General features: G+C 53.6%; 10 protein-coding genes. 2 read left to right on the top strand and 8 right to left on the bottom strand.

What is annotated here, in order from left to right; translation table 11 throughout:
• Positions 1–7: 7 nt before the first annotated feature.
• Genes KJ970_14240 through KJ970_14230 form a run of 3 tightly spaced genes read right to left on the bottom strand, consistent with a single transcriptional unit; the run spans position 8 to position 3,958 of the window.
• The gene (locus KJ970_14240) at positions 8–1,312 is read right to left on the bottom strand and encodes a Ni/Fe hydrogenase subunit alpha (protein ID MBU2692076.1); all 1,305 of its coding nucleotides are present in this window, start codon (positions 1,310–1,312) and stop codon (positions 8–10) included.
• On the bottom strand, positions 1,309–2,124 hold the full coding sequence (locus tag KJ970_14235; protein ID MBU2692075.1) for an NADH:ubiquinone oxidoreductase: 816 nt from the start codon (positions 2,122–2,124) through the stop codon (positions 1,309–1,311). Before KJ970_14235 ends, KJ970_14240 begins: the two co-directional genes overlap by 4 nt.
• Positions 2,060–3,958, bottom strand: a complete 1,899-nt coding sequence (locus KJ970_14230; GenBank protein MBU2692074.1) for a 4Fe-4S dicluster domain-containing protein — start codon at positions 3,956–3,958, stop codon at positions 2,060–2,062. The genes KJ970_14235 and KJ970_14230 overlap by 65 nt, the downstream gene beginning before the upstream one ends.
• Positions 3,959–4,710: 752 nt before the next feature.
• Here KJ970_14230 and KJ970_14225 point away from each other — a divergent pair.
• Positions 4,711–7,044 (top strand): TonB-dependent receptor, encoded by a 2,334-nt coding sequence (locus KJ970_14225; GenBank protein MBU2692073.1) that lies wholly within the window; start codon positions 4,711–4,713, stop codon positions 7,042–7,044.
• A gap of 97 nt (positions 7,045–7,141) precedes the next feature.
• Here KJ970_14225 and KJ970_14220 read toward each other — a convergent pair whose 3' ends face one another.
• The 4 genes from KJ970_14220 to sppA are packed head-to-tail and all read right to left on the bottom strand — an operon-like array spanning position 7,142 to position 12,623.
• The gene (locus KJ970_14220) at positions 7,142–8,515 is read right to left on the bottom strand and encodes a sigma 54-interacting transcriptional regulator (GenBank protein MBU2692072.1); all 1,374 of its coding nucleotides are present in this window, start codon (positions 8,513–8,515) and stop codon (positions 7,142–7,144) included.
• A gap of 52 nt (positions 8,516–8,567) precedes the next feature.
• Positions 8,568–9,581: a potassium channel protein gene (locus KJ970_14215; GenBank protein MBU2692071.1), complete on the bottom strand. Its 1,014-nt coding sequence runs from the start codon at positions 9,579–9,581 to the stop codon at positions 8,568–8,570.
• A gap of 4 nt (positions 9,582–9,585) precedes the next feature.
• Positions 9,586–10,017: a GNAT family acetyltransferase gene (locus KJ970_14210; protein ID MBU2692070.1), complete on the bottom strand. Its 432-nt coding sequence runs from the start codon at positions 10,015–10,017 to the stop codon at positions 9,586–9,588.
• A 59-nt stretch (positions 10,018–10,076) separates the two neighbouring features.
• Entirely contained in the window at positions 10,077–12,623 is a 2,547-nt protein-coding gene (gene sppA, locus KJ970_14205; protein ID MBU2692069.1) for a signal peptide peptidase SppA, read from the bottom strand.
• A 263-nt stretch (positions 12,624–12,886) separates the two neighbouring features.
• Here sppA and KJ970_14200 point away from each other — a divergent pair, with 263 nt between their 5' ends.
• Positions 12,887–15,031 (top strand): S9 family peptidase, encoded by a 2,145-nt coding sequence (locus KJ970_14200; GenBank protein ID MBU2692068.1) that lies wholly within the window; start codon positions 12,887–12,889, stop codon positions 15,029–15,031.
• A 7-nt stretch (positions 15,032–15,038) separates the two neighbouring features.
• Here KJ970_14200 and KJ970_14195 read toward each other — a convergent pair whose 3' ends face one another.
• On the bottom strand, positions 15,039–16,826 hold the full coding sequence (locus KJ970_14195) for an aminopeptidase P family protein (GenBank protein MBU2692067.1): 1,788 nt from the start codon (positions 16,824–16,826) through the stop codon (positions 15,039–15,041).
• Positions 16,827–17,081: the final 255 nt, after the last annotated feature.

Below are 17,081 nucleotides of genomic sequence, written 5' to 3'. Positions count from 1 at the left end.
GGACCGCCTATTCCACAAACTCGACATCAAGCATGTGGACGGAGCAGGAGATACACGGGTCATAAGCGCGAACCAACATCTCGAGCCCATGGATTATCTCTTTCTTTGGGCGATCGCATATTTCCGGAACGATCTTCTTCATGTCATCATCAATGTTGGCCAAATTCTGGCTCGTCGGAATGACACAATTCGCCGACATAATCCTTCCCTGCCGATCATACGCATACTCATGGTAGAGGATGCCTCGCGGGACTTCGGTCGCTCCCACACCCGAACCGTAGCGTGTCGGCTTCTGGTTCGGCAGCTCCGGCTTAATCCCCTTGGTGAGGAGACTGTCAATAAGCCGGATGGCATCTATGGCGCAATGCACCGACTCGACAACCTGGGCGATCGTATTCATAAAAGGATTTGTGCAAGGCGCCTTCAGCCCAAGTTTCTCTGCAACTGCCATCGCCTCCGGGCAGAGCCGGTCATGGTTATTGTTCCAGCGCGCCAGCGCACCGACCATGAATGACGAGCGATTCGCCCTGCTGTGCTTCGCGGTGCTATGCGGGACGATAAATTCATTCGTCATCGATCGATATTCCGAGTCGGGAACGCGCCCTGTGTCGGATGAGCAGATATCGCCGTCATAGAGGGCATAATCGTCATCGCTGCGCAGTGAAATATACTCGGTATCGCGGGTGAAGCCGGGGATCTCGGATGCCAACGAAGTCAGCACTTCCGCCGCAAAGGTAAGATCGGGGATCATCTCCTTTTCGAGCCGCCCCTTCAGCTCCGCGAGCTGAGCCGCGTCCGGCAGTTTTGTGAATCCACCGGGGACACAGGAAATCGGATGGACGGCCCGACCGGCGATCACCGAACTGATATCATTAGCCAGCCCTTTCATCCTTAGCGCCGCCTTGACTACTTCGGGATGGGTGCCGATCAGCGGGAAAACCGATCCGACTTTTAAAAAATCAGGGGCCGCCAGAAAGAGGGAGTGCAGGATGTTGGATTGAATGGTCGCGCCATGGATCAGGATCTTGCGCAGGGCGATGGTCTGCTCGCTGATTTCCAGCCCCAAGGCCTCTTCAGTCGTTTTGAACGAGGTCATTTGATGCCCAAGCGAACAGATTCCACAGATCCGTGATGTGATAATAGCCGCCTCGTGGAAGGACCGGCCCTTCAGCATCGCCTCGAAATAACGTGGCGCTTCAACAATATCAAGCTGCGCCTTCTCAAGGACCCCTTCCAGCATGTTCACGACGATGTTGCCGTGACCCTCCACCCTGGTCAGGTGTTTCACTTTGATTTCCAGATTTTGACTCACGAAGTCACCCCCTCAATCTGATTGGCGTTGAAAAGAAGCAGCCGTTTATGCGCTTCATCCATCGAGAGCCCATGATTCACAAGGATCTCTTCCATCGCCTTCAGATTCGGCTCCGACACGAGTCCCCGGCATCCGTAACAATACTGGCCGAAGCTCGGACAGTGGGCGTCGCATCCAGCCCGTGTTACCGGACCAAGACAGATCATCCCTTTATCATAAACGCATTCGTTTTCCTTCAGCTTGCACTCGACACAGACCGAATGATCGGGCTCAACCGGCATCTTCCCCATCACCAGAGCCGTGAAGACTTTGAGGAACTCGATCTGGGTCATGGGACAGCCGCGGACATTAAAATCAACCTTGACCACCGCGCTCAGGGGAAGCGCCGGAAGGCTTGGGAAGAGGTATTTATCTTTCCCATAAACCTCCTCGCGGATTTCCTCACTGGGCCGCGTATTCTTCATGGCATTGACGCCGCCGATCACCGCACAGGCGCCGACCGCGACGAGGAATTTAGCTTTGCGGCGGATCTTGTGGATGCGAGTGATGCAATCGGGTGTCGACAGCGACCCCTCGACAAAGGCGATGTCGTACCCGTCGGCCTTTTCATCCATCGCCTCACGCCATTCAACAATCTCGACATGCTCGAGGATATCCAGCAGCTGAGCCTCGAAGTTCAGATGGTTCAGCTCGCACCCTTCACATCCCGTAAAATCGAAGATGGCCACTCGTGCTTTCTTAGACATTTTAGAGCGCCTCCTTGAGGCCCTTGATAGCCGGATAGTGATAAACTGGGCCGTCTTGGCAGACATAGGAGTTATTGATCTGGCAATGGCCGCATTTGCCGACACCGCATTTCATCCGCCGCTCCAGCGACAGATAGATATTCTCTTCCGGGAATCGTTTTGATTTGAGGGCGAGGAGTACGAACCGATACATGATGGGCGGACCGCAAATACAGGCGATCGTTCTTTCAAGATCAAGCGCCAGCTCGGGGATGAGTGTCGTGATGACCCCTATTTTTCCGGTCCAATCGGGAGAACCCCTATCGACGGTGACATGAAACTCGATGGAGGGATCCTCATCCCACATCTTGCGCTCATTCCCAAAGAGCAGCTCTTGATCACTCTTGCTGCCGTAGCAGATGATGAGGCGTCCATAAGCTTCCCGGTCGGCAATGACAGTATTGATCAAAGAGCGCAGGGGCACCAAACCGATCCCCCCGGCAATGATCAGGACGTCTTTGCCTTTGAGTTTCTCCAGATCAAATCCATTGCCGAAAGGGCCCCGGATTCCGACGCGGTCACCCGGCTGCAAACGATGCATCATCTCCGTCAACCGGCCGACCTTCCGGATCCCCAAATCAAAGACACCCTTCTTTGCCGGGGATGAAGAGATCGAGATCGGCGCTTCACCCGCGCCAAAGAGAGAGAGTTCGACAAACTGACCCGGCTTGTGATTGAGTTCTGCGCCATCCGGCAGCTGTATTTCGAAGAGTTTCTCCAAATCGGTCATCTGTTGCACCGACTTGATTTCCGCCATGACCGGTGAATAGAGGTCTTTCGCCTCCCCGGCCGGATCGGAGTGTCCTTCCCGAGCCCTATCGATTATCGGCTGGGTCTGCGGGAGACGCGCTGTCGAGTCTTTTTCGTAATCGTTCACCAAGCGGTTCACAATGCTGACAATGCTGATATTCGCCGTGCAATATGCCGTGCAACGCCCGCAGCCGACACACCATGGCTCGCCGGTATGGTCAGAAATATACTTGAATTTCCGGTAGACACGATGCCGCTGGCGGGCCGCCGATTTATGGCGGAAAACCTCTCCACCGGCGACCTCCGTGAAATCGCGCAGCATGCAGGCGTCCCAACGCCGATTTCTAGTACCCTCAACGACTCTTACATCAACTTCATCTTCTACATCGAAACAGTAACAAGTCGGACAGACCATATTGCAGGTGCCGCAGCTCACGCACCGCGCAGCCTCCTCTTCCCAAACAGCGTTTTCCTGGCTGTGATCAAAGACTTCGGACAATTTACTCTGCGGCACATAAATATGTTGCTGAAATTCGCCGTGCGGAGGCAGAGGCACTCCCAACGCCGGAAGGTCGAAGCCGGATAGAAGCTTCTCCCCCATCGCGGTGATAATCTCCAAAGCGAAACCTTTGTCAACCTTATACAAAAAGAGATCGAAGCCGGTCGTGTCGTAGGGAGAGATACCCAAGGATCCCGAGAAATGAAACTTATCGGGCGAGAACGAGACCCCGATGAAGAGAGTTCCTTGCCGCCGGGCAAAGTAGTTTCGTTCTTTATTACCTTTGGCGAGGTTATAGTCCAACCTCAACACGGCATGCATATCATACGAATGAACACCCAGCATAATGGCATTCGCCGTCTCGATCTCCGGCTGTCCATAGGAATTCGCCTTTAAATTGAAGTTGAGCAACTCTTCCCTCGGGGGAAGAAAGTACTTCTTCACCGAGTGCAGGGTTCTGGGGTAATCGAGTACGACATCATTCGGGTCATCTACCGGCGCGAAGACATAGGAAGATTGTCCCTTGCGCCGCGGGGCATAAACGGGCCGCTGTGCCTGGAGATGCCTGATAAAATCGTCCACCCTGCCCTGTTCCAACATCAATCGAGTCATCCTGCGCTCCTCGTTATTCACTGAGGTTTTTGGGGGTGTCATTATTCAATGTTCCAATAATGCAAAAAACAGACGGCCAAAAAAAGTCCGTCACTATGTGACGGTGCGGCCGACACCCATATCATTAGGTGATTGCCCCGAAATTTCAAGGGGAAATCAGCCGTATCTTATTGTATTTAAATGCGTTGATCTACGAATAAGTATTGCTTACGATGTATGCTTTGGATGTTTCATTCATCTGGTGTTTTGATTGGAGTTACGGTAGATTGGCTTTGAATAAAGCTAGAGTCTAGCTGCCTTAGCTATCTGCCAATCGAGGAGATTGCCGGCGGGAAGCCAGCGGAGGTAACACCATGGGTAAGGACCAAGATAAGAAGAAGAAAGAGCCCCAGAAGAAGCCGACCAAGACGCTGAAAGAGAAACGGGCGGAAAAGAAAGCCAAGAAAGACGGCAAAAGCTCCTTTGATTGAGCTATCGCCCTAATTGCCAATATACGAACATACGGGCGTACAAACAGATAAGCGCCATCGGCCGAAATGCCGCTGGGGCTCCCTCCGTTTTCAAGTGCTATCGCCGCAATGATGAGCACCCGAGGGGTGATGTGCGCCCATAAACACCTCAAATGATGGAACCCCCCTAATATCCGACCCACAGACCGAAACTGGCGGCCGTCGCCCCAATCACATCAACGCTTATCATTCCCCTCTTTTCTCCCGATACCTTATATGGCCTACCAAGTCAGGAGAAAAACCATGACCTCAGCTTTAAAGAATGCCCGACTCTTAGCCATCCTGCTCATCATCATTGTCATTTTCAAATCAGGGGCGCTGCTGGCTGAAGAACCGTCGGAGATGCTGCTCTTTCAAGAGATTCCCATGGTCATCGGCGCCCTGGTTGAGACAGAGACCGACATGAATCCCGTATCAATCACTGTCATTGATGAGGAGATGATAAGGATAACACCGGCCAGGAATTTGTATGACCTCCTCGAAGTCTATGTGCCTGGTTTCCATTACATGACGCATTTCGATGCCTCCCACATGGGTTTGCGGGGTCTTATTGTCGACCGTGATTACTCGTTTCTCCTCTTGGTAAACGGCAGATGTGTGAACCAAAGATCCCATAATGGGGCTACGACCGAATTGGAGAATTGGGATCTTAACGATATCGAGTTGGTGGAAGTCATCCGGGGGCCCGGTTCGGTGACTTATGGTCCAGGCGCTGTTGCAGGCGTGATCAACATCACTACGAAGGGGCAAGCAGAACCACAGGGTTCTTCCGCGGGTTTCCAATATGTATCCGGCTATCATTCGCAGGGTGCATATGCCAGCCACTCATTAATCGGTTCAAACTATACCATCTTGTTTTATGGAAGTCTTACAAAAACAGGGGGATTTACCAACCCCAACATCTATGCTTTCGCGCCCCCATCACGAGAGGCGGGATATGTCGGCACCGAGGATGGAACAAATGTAAGCATGCAGACTCCCATTCTCGACTTTTATCCCGATTCACGCGATAAACCCCAGATGAAGCTTTATGGCCAGATGACCTTTCTCAGAGAATGGAAACTGTGGACGCGGTATGTCAATTCCGGAACATCACGTATTGTATGCTGGACAGATGATCCGCTCAATCCCGACCCTGAATTGCAAACGCGCTGGTTTCAAAAACGTTTGACGGAAAACGGCAAGTGGGAGAACAATCCATCCACGGGCGTACAGCAGGCGGAAATCACCCTGGAAAACAATCATATTTTTGCCCACAATCTGGATCTAAAGACCACGCTTAGTGCGCTCTCCACAGACCAGGAAAGAATTGATGATAAGACTTACGGCAAGGGCAACTACGTTGAGAATTATGCAGAGAGCAATCTGCTCTTCAAATCATTGCTAAGATTCAGCCCGACGGACAAGTTAAAAACCGCCGTCGGATGCGAGTTCTCCTATGACCATTTGGGGATGGGATGGGGTGATACCGACAAGGACGCTTTCATCATGGATGATGGGGTCCTTTTTGTAAGCGGTCCAAACTCGCCCGCGCTCCAAGCCCGTCCTTGGATTGGACCCGATCAGCAAGTCTATCGAACCGCATATAACATGTATAACTATGCATTGCTGGGTGAAATCAGCAGCATGGTATTCCACCGTTGCAACGTATTGCTCTCCGGCCGGCTCGACAAACATCAATTCTCAAAAATGGTCCTATCTCCCCGTCTCGCTGTTATTTACAATGCGGAGAATCTTGGATTGTTTAAACTTTCCCTACAGCGATCCATCCGGGAAAACACACTCATCCAGCTTGCCGCAACAGATTATTTTGGGAACATGGAGCCGGAGCAGGAAATGTTCAATGGCGCCGAGTTGATGTACGGCAGATCATTTAATAACTTCACCACTGACGTATCGCTTTTTTACAGTGCCGCTGATCTACTCGGTTGGAATGCCTCCGGCGGGGAAACCGATGCGGAACAATTCAGAACAACCTCAAAGGCCGGAAACCTGAAGGTCGGAGGCGTCGAAATGGCCGTGGAGTATGCAACTGATAAAGGAGACCTCAGGATCGGCATCAACCATGTATACTGCAAGCAGCTGGATTTCTCACTCGCTGAAGGTGAGCTTGGCAGTTATATCAGCCGGTCGGAATCACATGATACCGATTATGAAAGTGTCAGTCGTGAGGGTTATGGAAATGACCGCATGAACTGGGCCAATAACATGACAAAGTTCCACTCTATAGCCAGAATCACCGATCGGCTGATGGTTTATAACAGCATTCGCGCCACCTGGGGATACGAGGGCAATCAGAACTGGATGACAATGTATGAAAAGGGCGCCCAAGGGAAGGCTGTTGAAAGTCTGGTCGAAGAAAACATCGAGCACATGCGCAAGAATGATATATTTGAGGCCGATGTCAGGTTCGATATGTCAGTATCTTATAAGTTATCGAGTCCTCTCTCCGTGACGATTTTTGGACAGAATATAATAAAGCCGACAAAGAATTGGCGTTACATCTACATTCAGGAGGGTGGCGCCGCTATTGAGGAACCGACGGTGATTGGTCTTCGCGCCGGCTATCGCTTCTAGCGCCGATCGGCGAAGTGAAAATTACAGACCGCCGCCGGTCGCGTCTACTGATCCGATCGATGCGCTGAAGCCGGCATCTGTGAAGAAGCCTTCATAGTCATTCAAAGTTATGTTTCTTCATCCTTCGCCAAAATGTCGTTCGATGAATTCCAAGAATCTCCGCCGCGCGGCCCTTGTCACCGCCGGCTTCCTCAAGGGCCCGGCGAAGATCAGCTTCTTCGCTGTCAGAATGCCTAAAAGACCCACTCCGGCCCAAAATCTCAGATTCCCCCATTCCCACCAGCTCCGGCGGCAAATGCTCGCGATGAATAACCCTCCCACGAACGACAACCAGGGCGCGCTGAATCGCATTCTCGAGTTGACGAATATTGCCGTCCCAGCGGCAAGCCATGAGCGCCGCCATGGCGTCGGATGAAATCGTTGTCGCACTGCGCCCCATCCTCTCGGTATGCTGCGCCAAAAGGTGCTCGGCAAGGACGGGAATATCTTCCTTCCGCTCCCGCAGAGGAGGAAGATTGATCTCAACGACATGGAGTCTATAATACAGGTCCTCGCGAAACCGCCGCTCATCGACAAGACGGCGCAGATCTGCGTTGGTGGCGGCAATAACGCGCACATCCGCCTTCCGCGTTTGTGTATCCCCTACCCGCTCGAATTCACGCTCCTGAAGCACACGTAGAAGTCTTTGTTGCACAGCCTCACTCACCGAACCAATCTCATCCAAGAATATCGTGCCCTCGTTCGCCGCTTCAAACCGGCCGATACGATCATTCACCGCACCGGTGAAGGCGCCTTTAACATGCCCGAAGAGTTCACTCTCCAGTAATGTCTCAGAAAGCGCCGCGCAATTGACGCGAATAAAGGGGCCTTTTGACCGATGACTCGCACCATGAATCGCACCAGCCACTAGTTCTTTGCCCGTGCCGCTCTCGCCGGTGATAAGAACCGTCACGTCATTATCCGCAAGTTGATCGATCAATTCATATATCTCACGCATGCGAACATTGTTGCCGACCAGCTTGCCGCGGCCCTGAGCCCGCTTCAAGTCCTCCTCCAAAGCCCTTAGGCGGGTCATGTCGTGGAGGACGATAACGGCTCCACCCAACTCACGCTCACGATCGCGGAGAGGGGCTGATGAGAGGATCGCCAGGATAGTGCCCCCCTTTGGCGGTGTGATGCTGACTTCCAGACCATGCAGCGCTTCTCCTCCCAGTGTCCGGTCACAGACATCCCTCAGGGAATGATAACGGAGTTTTAATAGATCGTTTGGATCCTTGCCGATGGCATCCTGCTCTTTGATTCCGATCATTCTAAGGAAGGATTGGTTGGCGTTTCCGATTTTACAGGCGGCATCGACGGTAAAAATGGCATCCTCAACACTATCAAAAATAGCGCGGATATTATCGCGCTGGGCGACACAAAGCTCCAAAGTCTGATCGCCTTGAAGACGGGGCCGGTTATCCGATGTCATGATCGTGTCCGCCGTTCAATCCACTCATTCGCCCTTGATCCTCGAATCTTTTCTAACAAACCGGCGCCAGCTCATCCCGGAATTTTACAAATGCAGCCTCCGTACCGACAAGAATGAGGACATCATCATCCTGTATGACCACATCGGAGCCGGGATTGGGGATATAGGCCCCCGCCCGCCGAAGGGCAATGACAAAGAGTCCGAATCTTTCCCGGATACCGCTATCTTTGAGCTTTTGCCCGGCGAGCTTACATCCATCCGGTATCTGATAGGCCTCCAATCCAGCGCCTGTCGTCCCGGGTGTCAGCATCAGGTCGAGGAAATCAACCACCTCGGGTCTTAGCAATTGCTGAACCATCCGGCCCGCACCCATCTCCTCGGGAGAAATGACCTGATTGATGCCGGCCCGTTTTAAATGACTGACCGCTTTATCGGAGAGGACACGGCATACGATGGGAAGATTAGGGCGGATCATTTTGGCCGTCATTCCGATATATAGATTCTCCACATCATCACCAATTGCGGTGAGCAGTCCTTTAGCACGGGTCAGGCCGGCCTGACGCAAGACCTCTTCTTGCGTCGCCTCTCCCTCCAAGACGAGCATCCCGGATTCACGAATTTCCTCAATGAGCGTTGATTGTTTTTCAACGATGACAAAAGGAATGCCCGAGATTTTCAAAATGGCGGCGACTCGGCGGCCCATGGCACCATAGCCACATAGAATAATATGGTCCTTTAGTTTTTCGATTTGCTTTATCATTCTTCGAGCTCCGAAGTGGCGCAATAGACGCCCTTCAACAATAAATCCGACAAGGATACCGGCGGCGGCCAATGCCACGGATGCGCCCGCCACCATGAGGATAAGGCTGACAATCTTTCCTTCGCTTGTTTCGGGCGCGATATTGCCGTAGCCGACCGTGGATAGTGTCTCGGCGGTAAGATAGAGGGCGTCCAGAAGTGATAGGTTTTCAAAGTGAATAAAGATGGTCGTGCCACCCACCACAAAAATGAGGAGAAGAAGGAGTATCCAGATTATTCTTGCCGCGGGGAAGGAGATTCTAGCCATCCATTCACTCCAAGCGTTTTGAGAGACTCGCCCTCTCCTCTACGTTATAACCAAGTCTCCGGTAAAATGAAATGACCGTGTGATTATCAGCCCGAACCTGTAGATTCAATTTGGGACAACCGATCTCGATCAATCCCCTTTCAACCCTCTCCATCAGGGCTTTACCGATCCCTTTGCGCCTCAGCCTCGGGTTCACGGCGACATAATAGACCCAGCCCCGGTGGCCGTCAAAACCACCCATGGCTGTTCCAATGATTTCCGACTCCGATGCTGACTCCGGCTGCGCCTTCGCGACAAAGAACAACTCCCGTTGAACCGTGAGTTTTCTATGAATATCGGTTTCGGGATGATTCCAGAGCGGCGCATCGGGAAAGACCTCGCGCCATAGCGCGGCGACGCCCGCTTCATCCGATTCTTCATAGGGCCGGATAGTCACGCCGCTAAAATGGCTCAGATAGCCCCCATTATTTGTCTTGCTCTGATTGTCCATCCCCCTCATGGCTCCTCCGTCAATTTATCAAACCCCATCGGCGGAACCATCAGTACCGGTCTTCTCTTCGCCCGGAATAGAGTTTCCAAGTAATCCCTTTCACTCTGAGAAAGGGATTCCCAAATTCCACCCTCGAAGAGCCGGGCCGGCGCCTTTTCATCGGCGCCGTGCGCCCAAGGAAGTGAGATTCCGATTCCGTCATCCGAACCGAATATTTTTGGATTAATCCAGCCCAGGCCGGGTCCTTCCTGAATCGCTATCGTGCGCCATGCAGGCAGGCCGGCCGCATCCTTGGCCATCTCCAAACTCCGCCAAAGACCGCCCAATTCATCCACGAGGCCGATCTGAAGGCCGTCGGCTCCAGACCAAATACGGCCCTGGGCGATGGCGGCGACTTCTTCGGTCGTCATGCCGCGCCCTTCTGCAACCTGATTAAGAAAATCATTGTACAAATCATCGATGACATCTTTCATCCGGTTGCGTTCCTCCTCAGTCACCGGCCGATCGGGTATCTCGGCCCCAATCAGCGGCAGGATGACGCCGTCCTCCATGTCGGAATGCTCACCCCGCTTTACATTGTCATAATCGGTTCCGATCTTGTCACCAAGACTCTCATCCCAGAAGTGCCCGGAGATGACACCGATTGAACCGGTAATCGATACCGGTGTTGCGAGAATCGAATCACCGTGCATCGAAATCCAATACCCCCCCGATCCGGCGATAAAGCCCTGGGACACGATAACCGGCTTTATCTTGGCCGTTTCCCTCAGCTCTCTTGCCACCAGATCACTGGGAAGCGGATCACCGCCTGGTGAATCCGCCCGAAGGACAATGGCTTTGACATTTTTATCTTCGCGGGCTTGCCGGATTTTTTTAGAGAGCTCCCGGCCGCGGATACCGGTATCCATGTCACAAACTCCAATACCATAGAGAAGTGCGATCCGCAGCGGCTCGCCCCACTCCTCGGGCCCCCAAACCGGGTCTCCCTTGACGCCATAGAGGGTCGTGAGCGCGGCATCCCCCGATCCACGGCGCTCGGCTTCTTTTGCCGTTTTTCGCACCTCGTTAAAATCACCGACCTTGTCAATAAGCCCGTTCTCGAGGGCCTCTTTGGCAGTGAGGATCGCCTTTTCCCCCACCAGCCGATCCCAATCCCCGCGGCTCATTTCGCGGGCACTGGTGATCAGACGAACCGGCTCCTCATACAAATCATTAAGGACCGCATCGAGTTGCTCGCGATCAGCCTCCGACATCGAAGTGCGGGAAAAAGATTCCAGGGCGGATTTGTACGTATAGTAGCGCCATTCATCAAAACCGATCCCCACCTTATCCAAGAGTCGTTTAATATAGGTACGGCCGAGATTGAGACCGGAAATATCCAAATTGCCGTAGGGATCCATCCAGATCTCATCGGCCACCGAAGCGAGCATGAATCCCATGAGACCGAGCCGGTCAAAATAGACAATCACTTTCTTGTCACGTTCCCGCAGACCGGCCAACTGGCCGCGAATTTCCCAAAGCTGAGCGGGACTGGCTTTCAATCCGGATAGATTCAGAATCACCCCGTCAACCGTGCGATCATCAGCCAAGCCGTTGATCTGCTCCAGAATCCTGAGAAAACACAGGCGATCGTCAAAGAGGCGATACCGTCGGTAAGTGACCGGTGCCTTCAGTTCAATCTCAGGGTATTTGTTCTTCGGCGCAAAGAGCCGGCTGATTTCCGGACCATCGGTCAGCTCGACTGTATAAGTAGAGGAGACATGCTCATTGTCATCATCGATATGGTGGCGGTACCCCGGCCGGAAATCGGCAAATCCGAGATCCACACGGAAGCTGAGGAAATTTTCATCATCAACGCGGGCAGCCAAAGTTAAACCTGGAAGAATGTGAGTCTCTATCCCATATCCTACTTTTAGCTCATCAATATCGTCCCCATGCCGTAGCAGCGCCTCCGCAAAGAGGGTGAAGCGGGCATCTCCAAATTGAATCGGGCGCAGACCGGCATCCGCCTGCAGCACGCCCTCTTTGCTATCAAGATCCCAGGCACTCGACATTCCGATGGAAAACGGCCGCCACCGGAATATATCACCTACCGCAATCCGCTCACTGGGTGGGATGGCCGGACAGCCCCCATGGGTCCAGGAGTAGGAAATGCCTGAAGAGTGGGATCTGTTTCCGAACCCCATTCCTATTGTATAATCATATTGAATATGCTTCCCCGCACTGTCCTGGAATCCGGCGCGCTTCATGGCGAAGGCGAGGTTGTTAAGAGAGAGAACGGTGCGAAAATCTCTCACGCCGTCCGATTCGACAGGATCATCCCACGCGAGAAAGAGCCCGGGACGCTGCTGGATAGGCCAGGCGGCGGGGTTTATCAATCCGGCTTCAACGCTTCGCAGGATTCCCGGGGCGCCGACCAGACCTCCCATTCCAAAATGAGAATTCAAGGATTCCGGATTCTCCCCGGCCCCTGCTGACAGGATCGAGCACGGCAGTAGAACAGCCAGTGCGGCAAAGAGAACGAACATGGTATTGGGACGGCCGTGTCTCATAAGTTCCTCCTGGGGAATCATCAGAAATAGCCCCGGTCCACCGACCGAAGGGGCGGTTGCAGAATATATTACGTTCTTCCGGTTGCGGCCTGAAGAGAAAAGCGAAGGGGCGTCAGGAAAGGTGGTTATGGTTTTTTATCGGGCAGGGGATCCGATGCTTGACCTCCTCCTCATGGTCCTTAATCCTCAGAAAGGCGCTTTGAGCTGACGCGCGGGGAAGCGCTGCGCCCCAGAAAAGGGAAAGGATGAAACAAGGAGGTTCCATGGCCAGCAGGACTTTAACCGCAACCGACCTCTGGACAATTCCACGCGTTGGCGCCCCGGAACCCTCTCCCGACGGGAAGCAGATCCTGGTGACCGTCACCACCCATAACCTCGAACAGAATCAGGGTAAGAGCCGTTTGTGGCTGCTTCCATCCGATGCGCTCCATGCCGGCATGGAGCGAAAAGGGGATGCCGCCCGCCCCCTGACAGGCAATGAACAATCCAGCAACCAGCCGGCCTGGGCGCCGGACGGGCGCAGGATCCTCTTTGTCAGAAAGCCGGGTGGAACGGCGGGGCGGGGCGAAACATCCTCCAAAACCCATCCGAAAGGTGCCGGACTTTCAACGGCGTTCCCCGATCAACCCCAGCTTTACCTTCTCTCTCTCGACGGGGGTGAACCGGAACGTTTAACCGATTTTCCCTTCGGCATCGCGGCGCCCCGATTCTTCCCCGACGGGCGGCGTGTCGCCTTTCTCGCGCCGGTCTACTCCGATGCGCCGAAACTCAAAGCCACCGCAGAACAGGCCCGGCAAAGGGCAAAAGATCCGGTGAAGGCGCGGACGACTGAAGACCGTTTCTACCGCATCTGGGATCAATGGCTTACCGAGGGGAAGGTTCACCATATTTTTATTCTCGATTTAGAGACGGGGGACGTGCGCGACCTGACACCGAATTCCCGCCGCTGGTTTGATTGGATGGATTTGAGTGGTCAATTCCAAATATCTCCTGATGGTAAAGAGATCGCCTTCGCGGCGTCGCGGTCCACCCCTCCACATGATCCGGTTCAGTGGGGCGTCTTTACGGTCAAGGTGCCGTCAAGCATGACAAAGAGCGCCAAGGCAGGGCGAACTAAAAGTCTGACACCTCGCTTTGCCGCTGATGCCGTTCATCCAGTTTATTCGCCGGACGGCCGGTGGATTCTCTTTGGGTTTCAGAGAGAATATGATTTTTATGCCGATCGGGTTCGGTTGATCGCGCATGATCGCAGTACAGGCAGGCAAACGGTTCTGACCGAGGACTGGGATTGTTCAGCCATCGGTTGGACATTCGGCAATGACAGCCGGACTGTCTACCTTGAAGCAGAGGTCGCAGCGCGCATGGCGATCTTTTCTTTTAATTTTCAAGCAGCATTGAAGGACCCGCAATCGACCAAGCCATGGGAATTGGTGCGAGGCGGATCTTTCTCCCCCCCCAGACCAGCAGGCAAGCGGCTTTATACCAACGTTTCCACACTGAGCGCACCCCCCGAGATTGTGAGTTTCGACCTTCAAGGACGTGCTGAAAGGCGTCATACCGCTTTTACAAAACCGATTATGAACGGCATCCGGCTCGGCAAAGTTGAAGAATTTATCTTTGCCGGCGCCGAAGAACATCCGGTTCAGATGTTCCTGATTCACCCCCCTGAAACGGTAAAGATTGAAAAAGTCACAAAAAAGCCGGCCCGGGCGAAAAGGCTTCCTCTTGTTCATGTGATCCACGGTGGTCCGCATGGCACCTCTTCAGACTCCTGGCATTGGCGTTGGAACGGCCAAGTCTTTGCTGCTCCGGGTTATCTTGTCGCCATGGTGAACTTTCACGGTTCCACCAGCTGGGGACAGGGTTTCACCAGTTCGATTTTGGGACGCTGGGGTGATCAGCCTTACAAAGATATCATGGCGGCGACGGATGAGTTGATCTCCCGCGGCCTTGCCGACCCCAAACGGATGGCGGCGACCGGCGGATCCTACGGTGGATACCTGGTTTCTTGGATCGCATCGCAGACCGATCGATTCGCCTGCCTCATCAATCACGCCGGCGTCTGCGATTTCCAGACACAATACGCTTCCGATATCACACAGGGCCGGCGCCGGTCAATGGGCGGCGAGGTCTGGAACAATCAAGAGGGATTGGATCGCTATAATCCGATGCGTCAGGCCGCGGGATTTAAGTCACCGATGCTGATCATTCACGGCGAACAGGACTATCGCGTCCCCTATGTTCAGGGGATCCAAATATATAATGTCTATAAGGCGATGAAGCTGCCGGCGCGGCTTGTCTGTTATCCGGATGAAAACCATTGGATTTTAAAACCGCGCAACAGCATCTTCTGGTATGACGAATTTCTGTCGTGGCTTAAACGCTGGATCGGGAGAAAAAACCCGTAATACATCTTTAGAGAGTCCTACAGGCCTTTTTAAGCCAAGCGCGGTCTTTCAGATCGAGGCGACCTGATAGGTTTTTGTATACCGTTTTGTGATACTGATTGAGCCAATCCCGCTCGCCCTCATCAAGCAACCGGACATCCACCAACCGGGTATCAATCGGACACATCGTGATCGTCTCAAACCCCAGAAACGACCGGCCCTTCTTCGATCGCTGCTTGTCTTCGACGACCAAAATCAGGTTTTCAATACGCATCCCATACTCACCCTCTTTGTAAAAGCCGGGTTCATTCGAGAGGGTATTGCCCGGTTCCAGCGGCTTGCCGACGGTTCTGATACCGATATTCTGCGGCCCCTCATGAACACTGAGATAGGCGCCGACACCATGCCCCGTACCATGGTTATAATCAAGACCGGCATCCCAGAGAGGCAAACGCGCCAAAGTATCAAGCCGTCCGCCCAGGATCCCGGCGGGGAACCGGACGCTTGCCAAGGCTATATGTCCCTTGAGAACGCGGGTAAATCGGTCTTGCTGCTCCGCCGTCGCCCTGGGGCCCAGCAAAATCGTTCGGGTAATGTCGGTCGTTCCATCCAGATACTGCCCGCCGGAATCGATGAGATAGATCCCTTTCGGACGAAGCGGAAGATCGCTCTCAGGTGTCGGTCCATAGTGGATAATGGCTCCATGCGCCGCATAACCCGATATGGTCCTGAATCCGAGCCCTTGGAAGAGATCCTCTTCGGATCGGAAGCGGGCAAGCCGATCCGCGGCGCGGATTTCGGTCAGACCCCCTTTGGTCACTTCACGCTCAAGCCAATGGAGGAACCGGACCATCGCAACACCGTCACGGATATGGGCCGCCTTCATCCCCGCGACCTGCACGTCGTTCTTCTTCGCCTGCATGACCCTGATGGGCGACATTTCCATCACCAGATCGCACCCCTTCAACATGTCGATGACCCAGCGGGATACGGAAGCACCGTCAACCCAGATCTTCGTCTTCTTCTTCGCAAGATCCTTCAGCGCCGTCTGGATTTCCCCATAGGGACGGATCGTAATATGCCGCCTCAGTTTCGCTGCGACGCTTTTGGGAACCTTCTCCGTCTCCACAAAGAGCAAGGATTTTTTCTCCATGATGAGCGCATACGAGATAGCGACAGGATTAAAGTCGACATCATTTCCGCGGATATTGTATAACCACGCAATCGAATCCAGCGTGGTCAGAAGATGGGCCTTGGCCCCCCTATTCTTCATCTCAGTCCGCAAGCGGCCTAATTTGGAGGAGACCGTTTCACCAGCATACCTCGCCGGCAAGAGCCGAATCGGGTCTCGGGGGATGCTCGGTCGATCAGCCCAAACCTCATCGACAAGATTCGTATCGATGCATTTCAGGCGGGCGCCCGTCGGTTCCAAAGCCTTCTCGATCCCTTTTGACCTTTCAAGAGAGATCGTTCGGGGGTCGACACCCAGCAACTCGCCCTTCTTGAGAATCCGGGCGAGATATTCGTCGATCTGGGGTACTCCCGGGAGTCCCATTTTGTAGAGTTGAATCCCGCTTCCCTTCAACTCATCCTCTGCCTGAAGGAAATAGCGCCCATCGGTCCACAAACCAGCCTCCGTCGCGCCGACAACAACATCACCCGCCGAGCCGGTAAAACCGCTGATCCACGGCCTGCGCTGCCAGCACTCGGGGACATATTCACTCTGGTGCGGGTCCGTGCTGGGGACGAGGTAAGCGCTAATGTTGTGTTTTTTCATCTGTTGCCGGAGCGCTTGGACACGTTTCTTGACGGACATCTTCTCCTCCATGGATCGATCCGGTAGATACCCCCCAAGGGAAGGCGTGGAAACGGCAGTATAGCAAGAGAAATGAGCCCAAATCCACTAGGACAGCCCTTCTGAAAATCCCTCTTCACGGGTCGGATAAGAGCTGCGAACCCTTTGACAGAGAATCCGTTGCGAAATCTCCACTAAGGGACGCCCTGCTGGTATCCGACATATTGATAGCGGGATGACAGGTCCATCCAGAGGCTCAGCACACCCATTGTTGGA

This window comes from Candidatus Eisenbacteria bacterium (genome assembly GCA_018831195.1).
GTDB lineage: Bacteria > Eisenbacteria > RBG-16-71-46 > CAIMUX01 > JAHJDP01 > JAHJDP01.
This window is presented reverse-complemented; position numbering and strand designations above follow the sequence as displayed.

What these genes read in the sequence shown, in the direction of transcription:
- KJ970_14235 (MBU2692075.1), bottom strand. Translation starts at nt 2,124, where the DNA reads ATGTCTGCCAAGACGGCCCAGTTTATCACTATCCGGCTATCAAGGGCC.
- KJ970_14230 (MBU2692074.1), bottom strand. Translation starts at nt 3,958, where the DNA reads ATGACTCGATTGATGTTGGAACAGGGCAGGGTGGACGATTTTATCAGG.
- KJ970_14225 (MBU2692073.1), top strand. Translation starts at nt 4,711, where the DNA reads ATGACCTCAGCTTTAAAGAATGCCCGACTCTTAGCCATCCTGCTCATC.
- KJ970_14220 (MBU2692072.1), bottom strand. Translation starts at nt 8,515, where the DNA reads ATGACATCGGATAACCGGCCCCGTCTTCAAGGCGATCAGACTTTGGAG.
- KJ970_14215 (MBU2692071.1), bottom strand. Translation starts at nt 9,581, where the DNA reads ATGGCTAGAATCTCCTTCCCCGCGGCAAGAATAATCTGGATACTCCTT.
- sppA (MBU2692069.1), bottom strand. Translation starts at nt 12,623, where the DNA reads ATGAGACACGGCCGTCCCAATACCATGTTCGTTCTCTTTGCCGCACTG.
- KJ970_14200 (MBU2692068.1), top strand. Translation starts at nt 12,887, where the DNA reads ATGGCCAGCAGGACTTTAACCGCAACCGACCTCTGGACAATTCCACGC.
- KJ970_14195 (MBU2692067.1), bottom strand. Translation starts at nt 16,826, where the DNA reads ATGTCCGTCAAGAAACGTGTCCAAGCGCTCCGGCAACAGATGAAAAAA.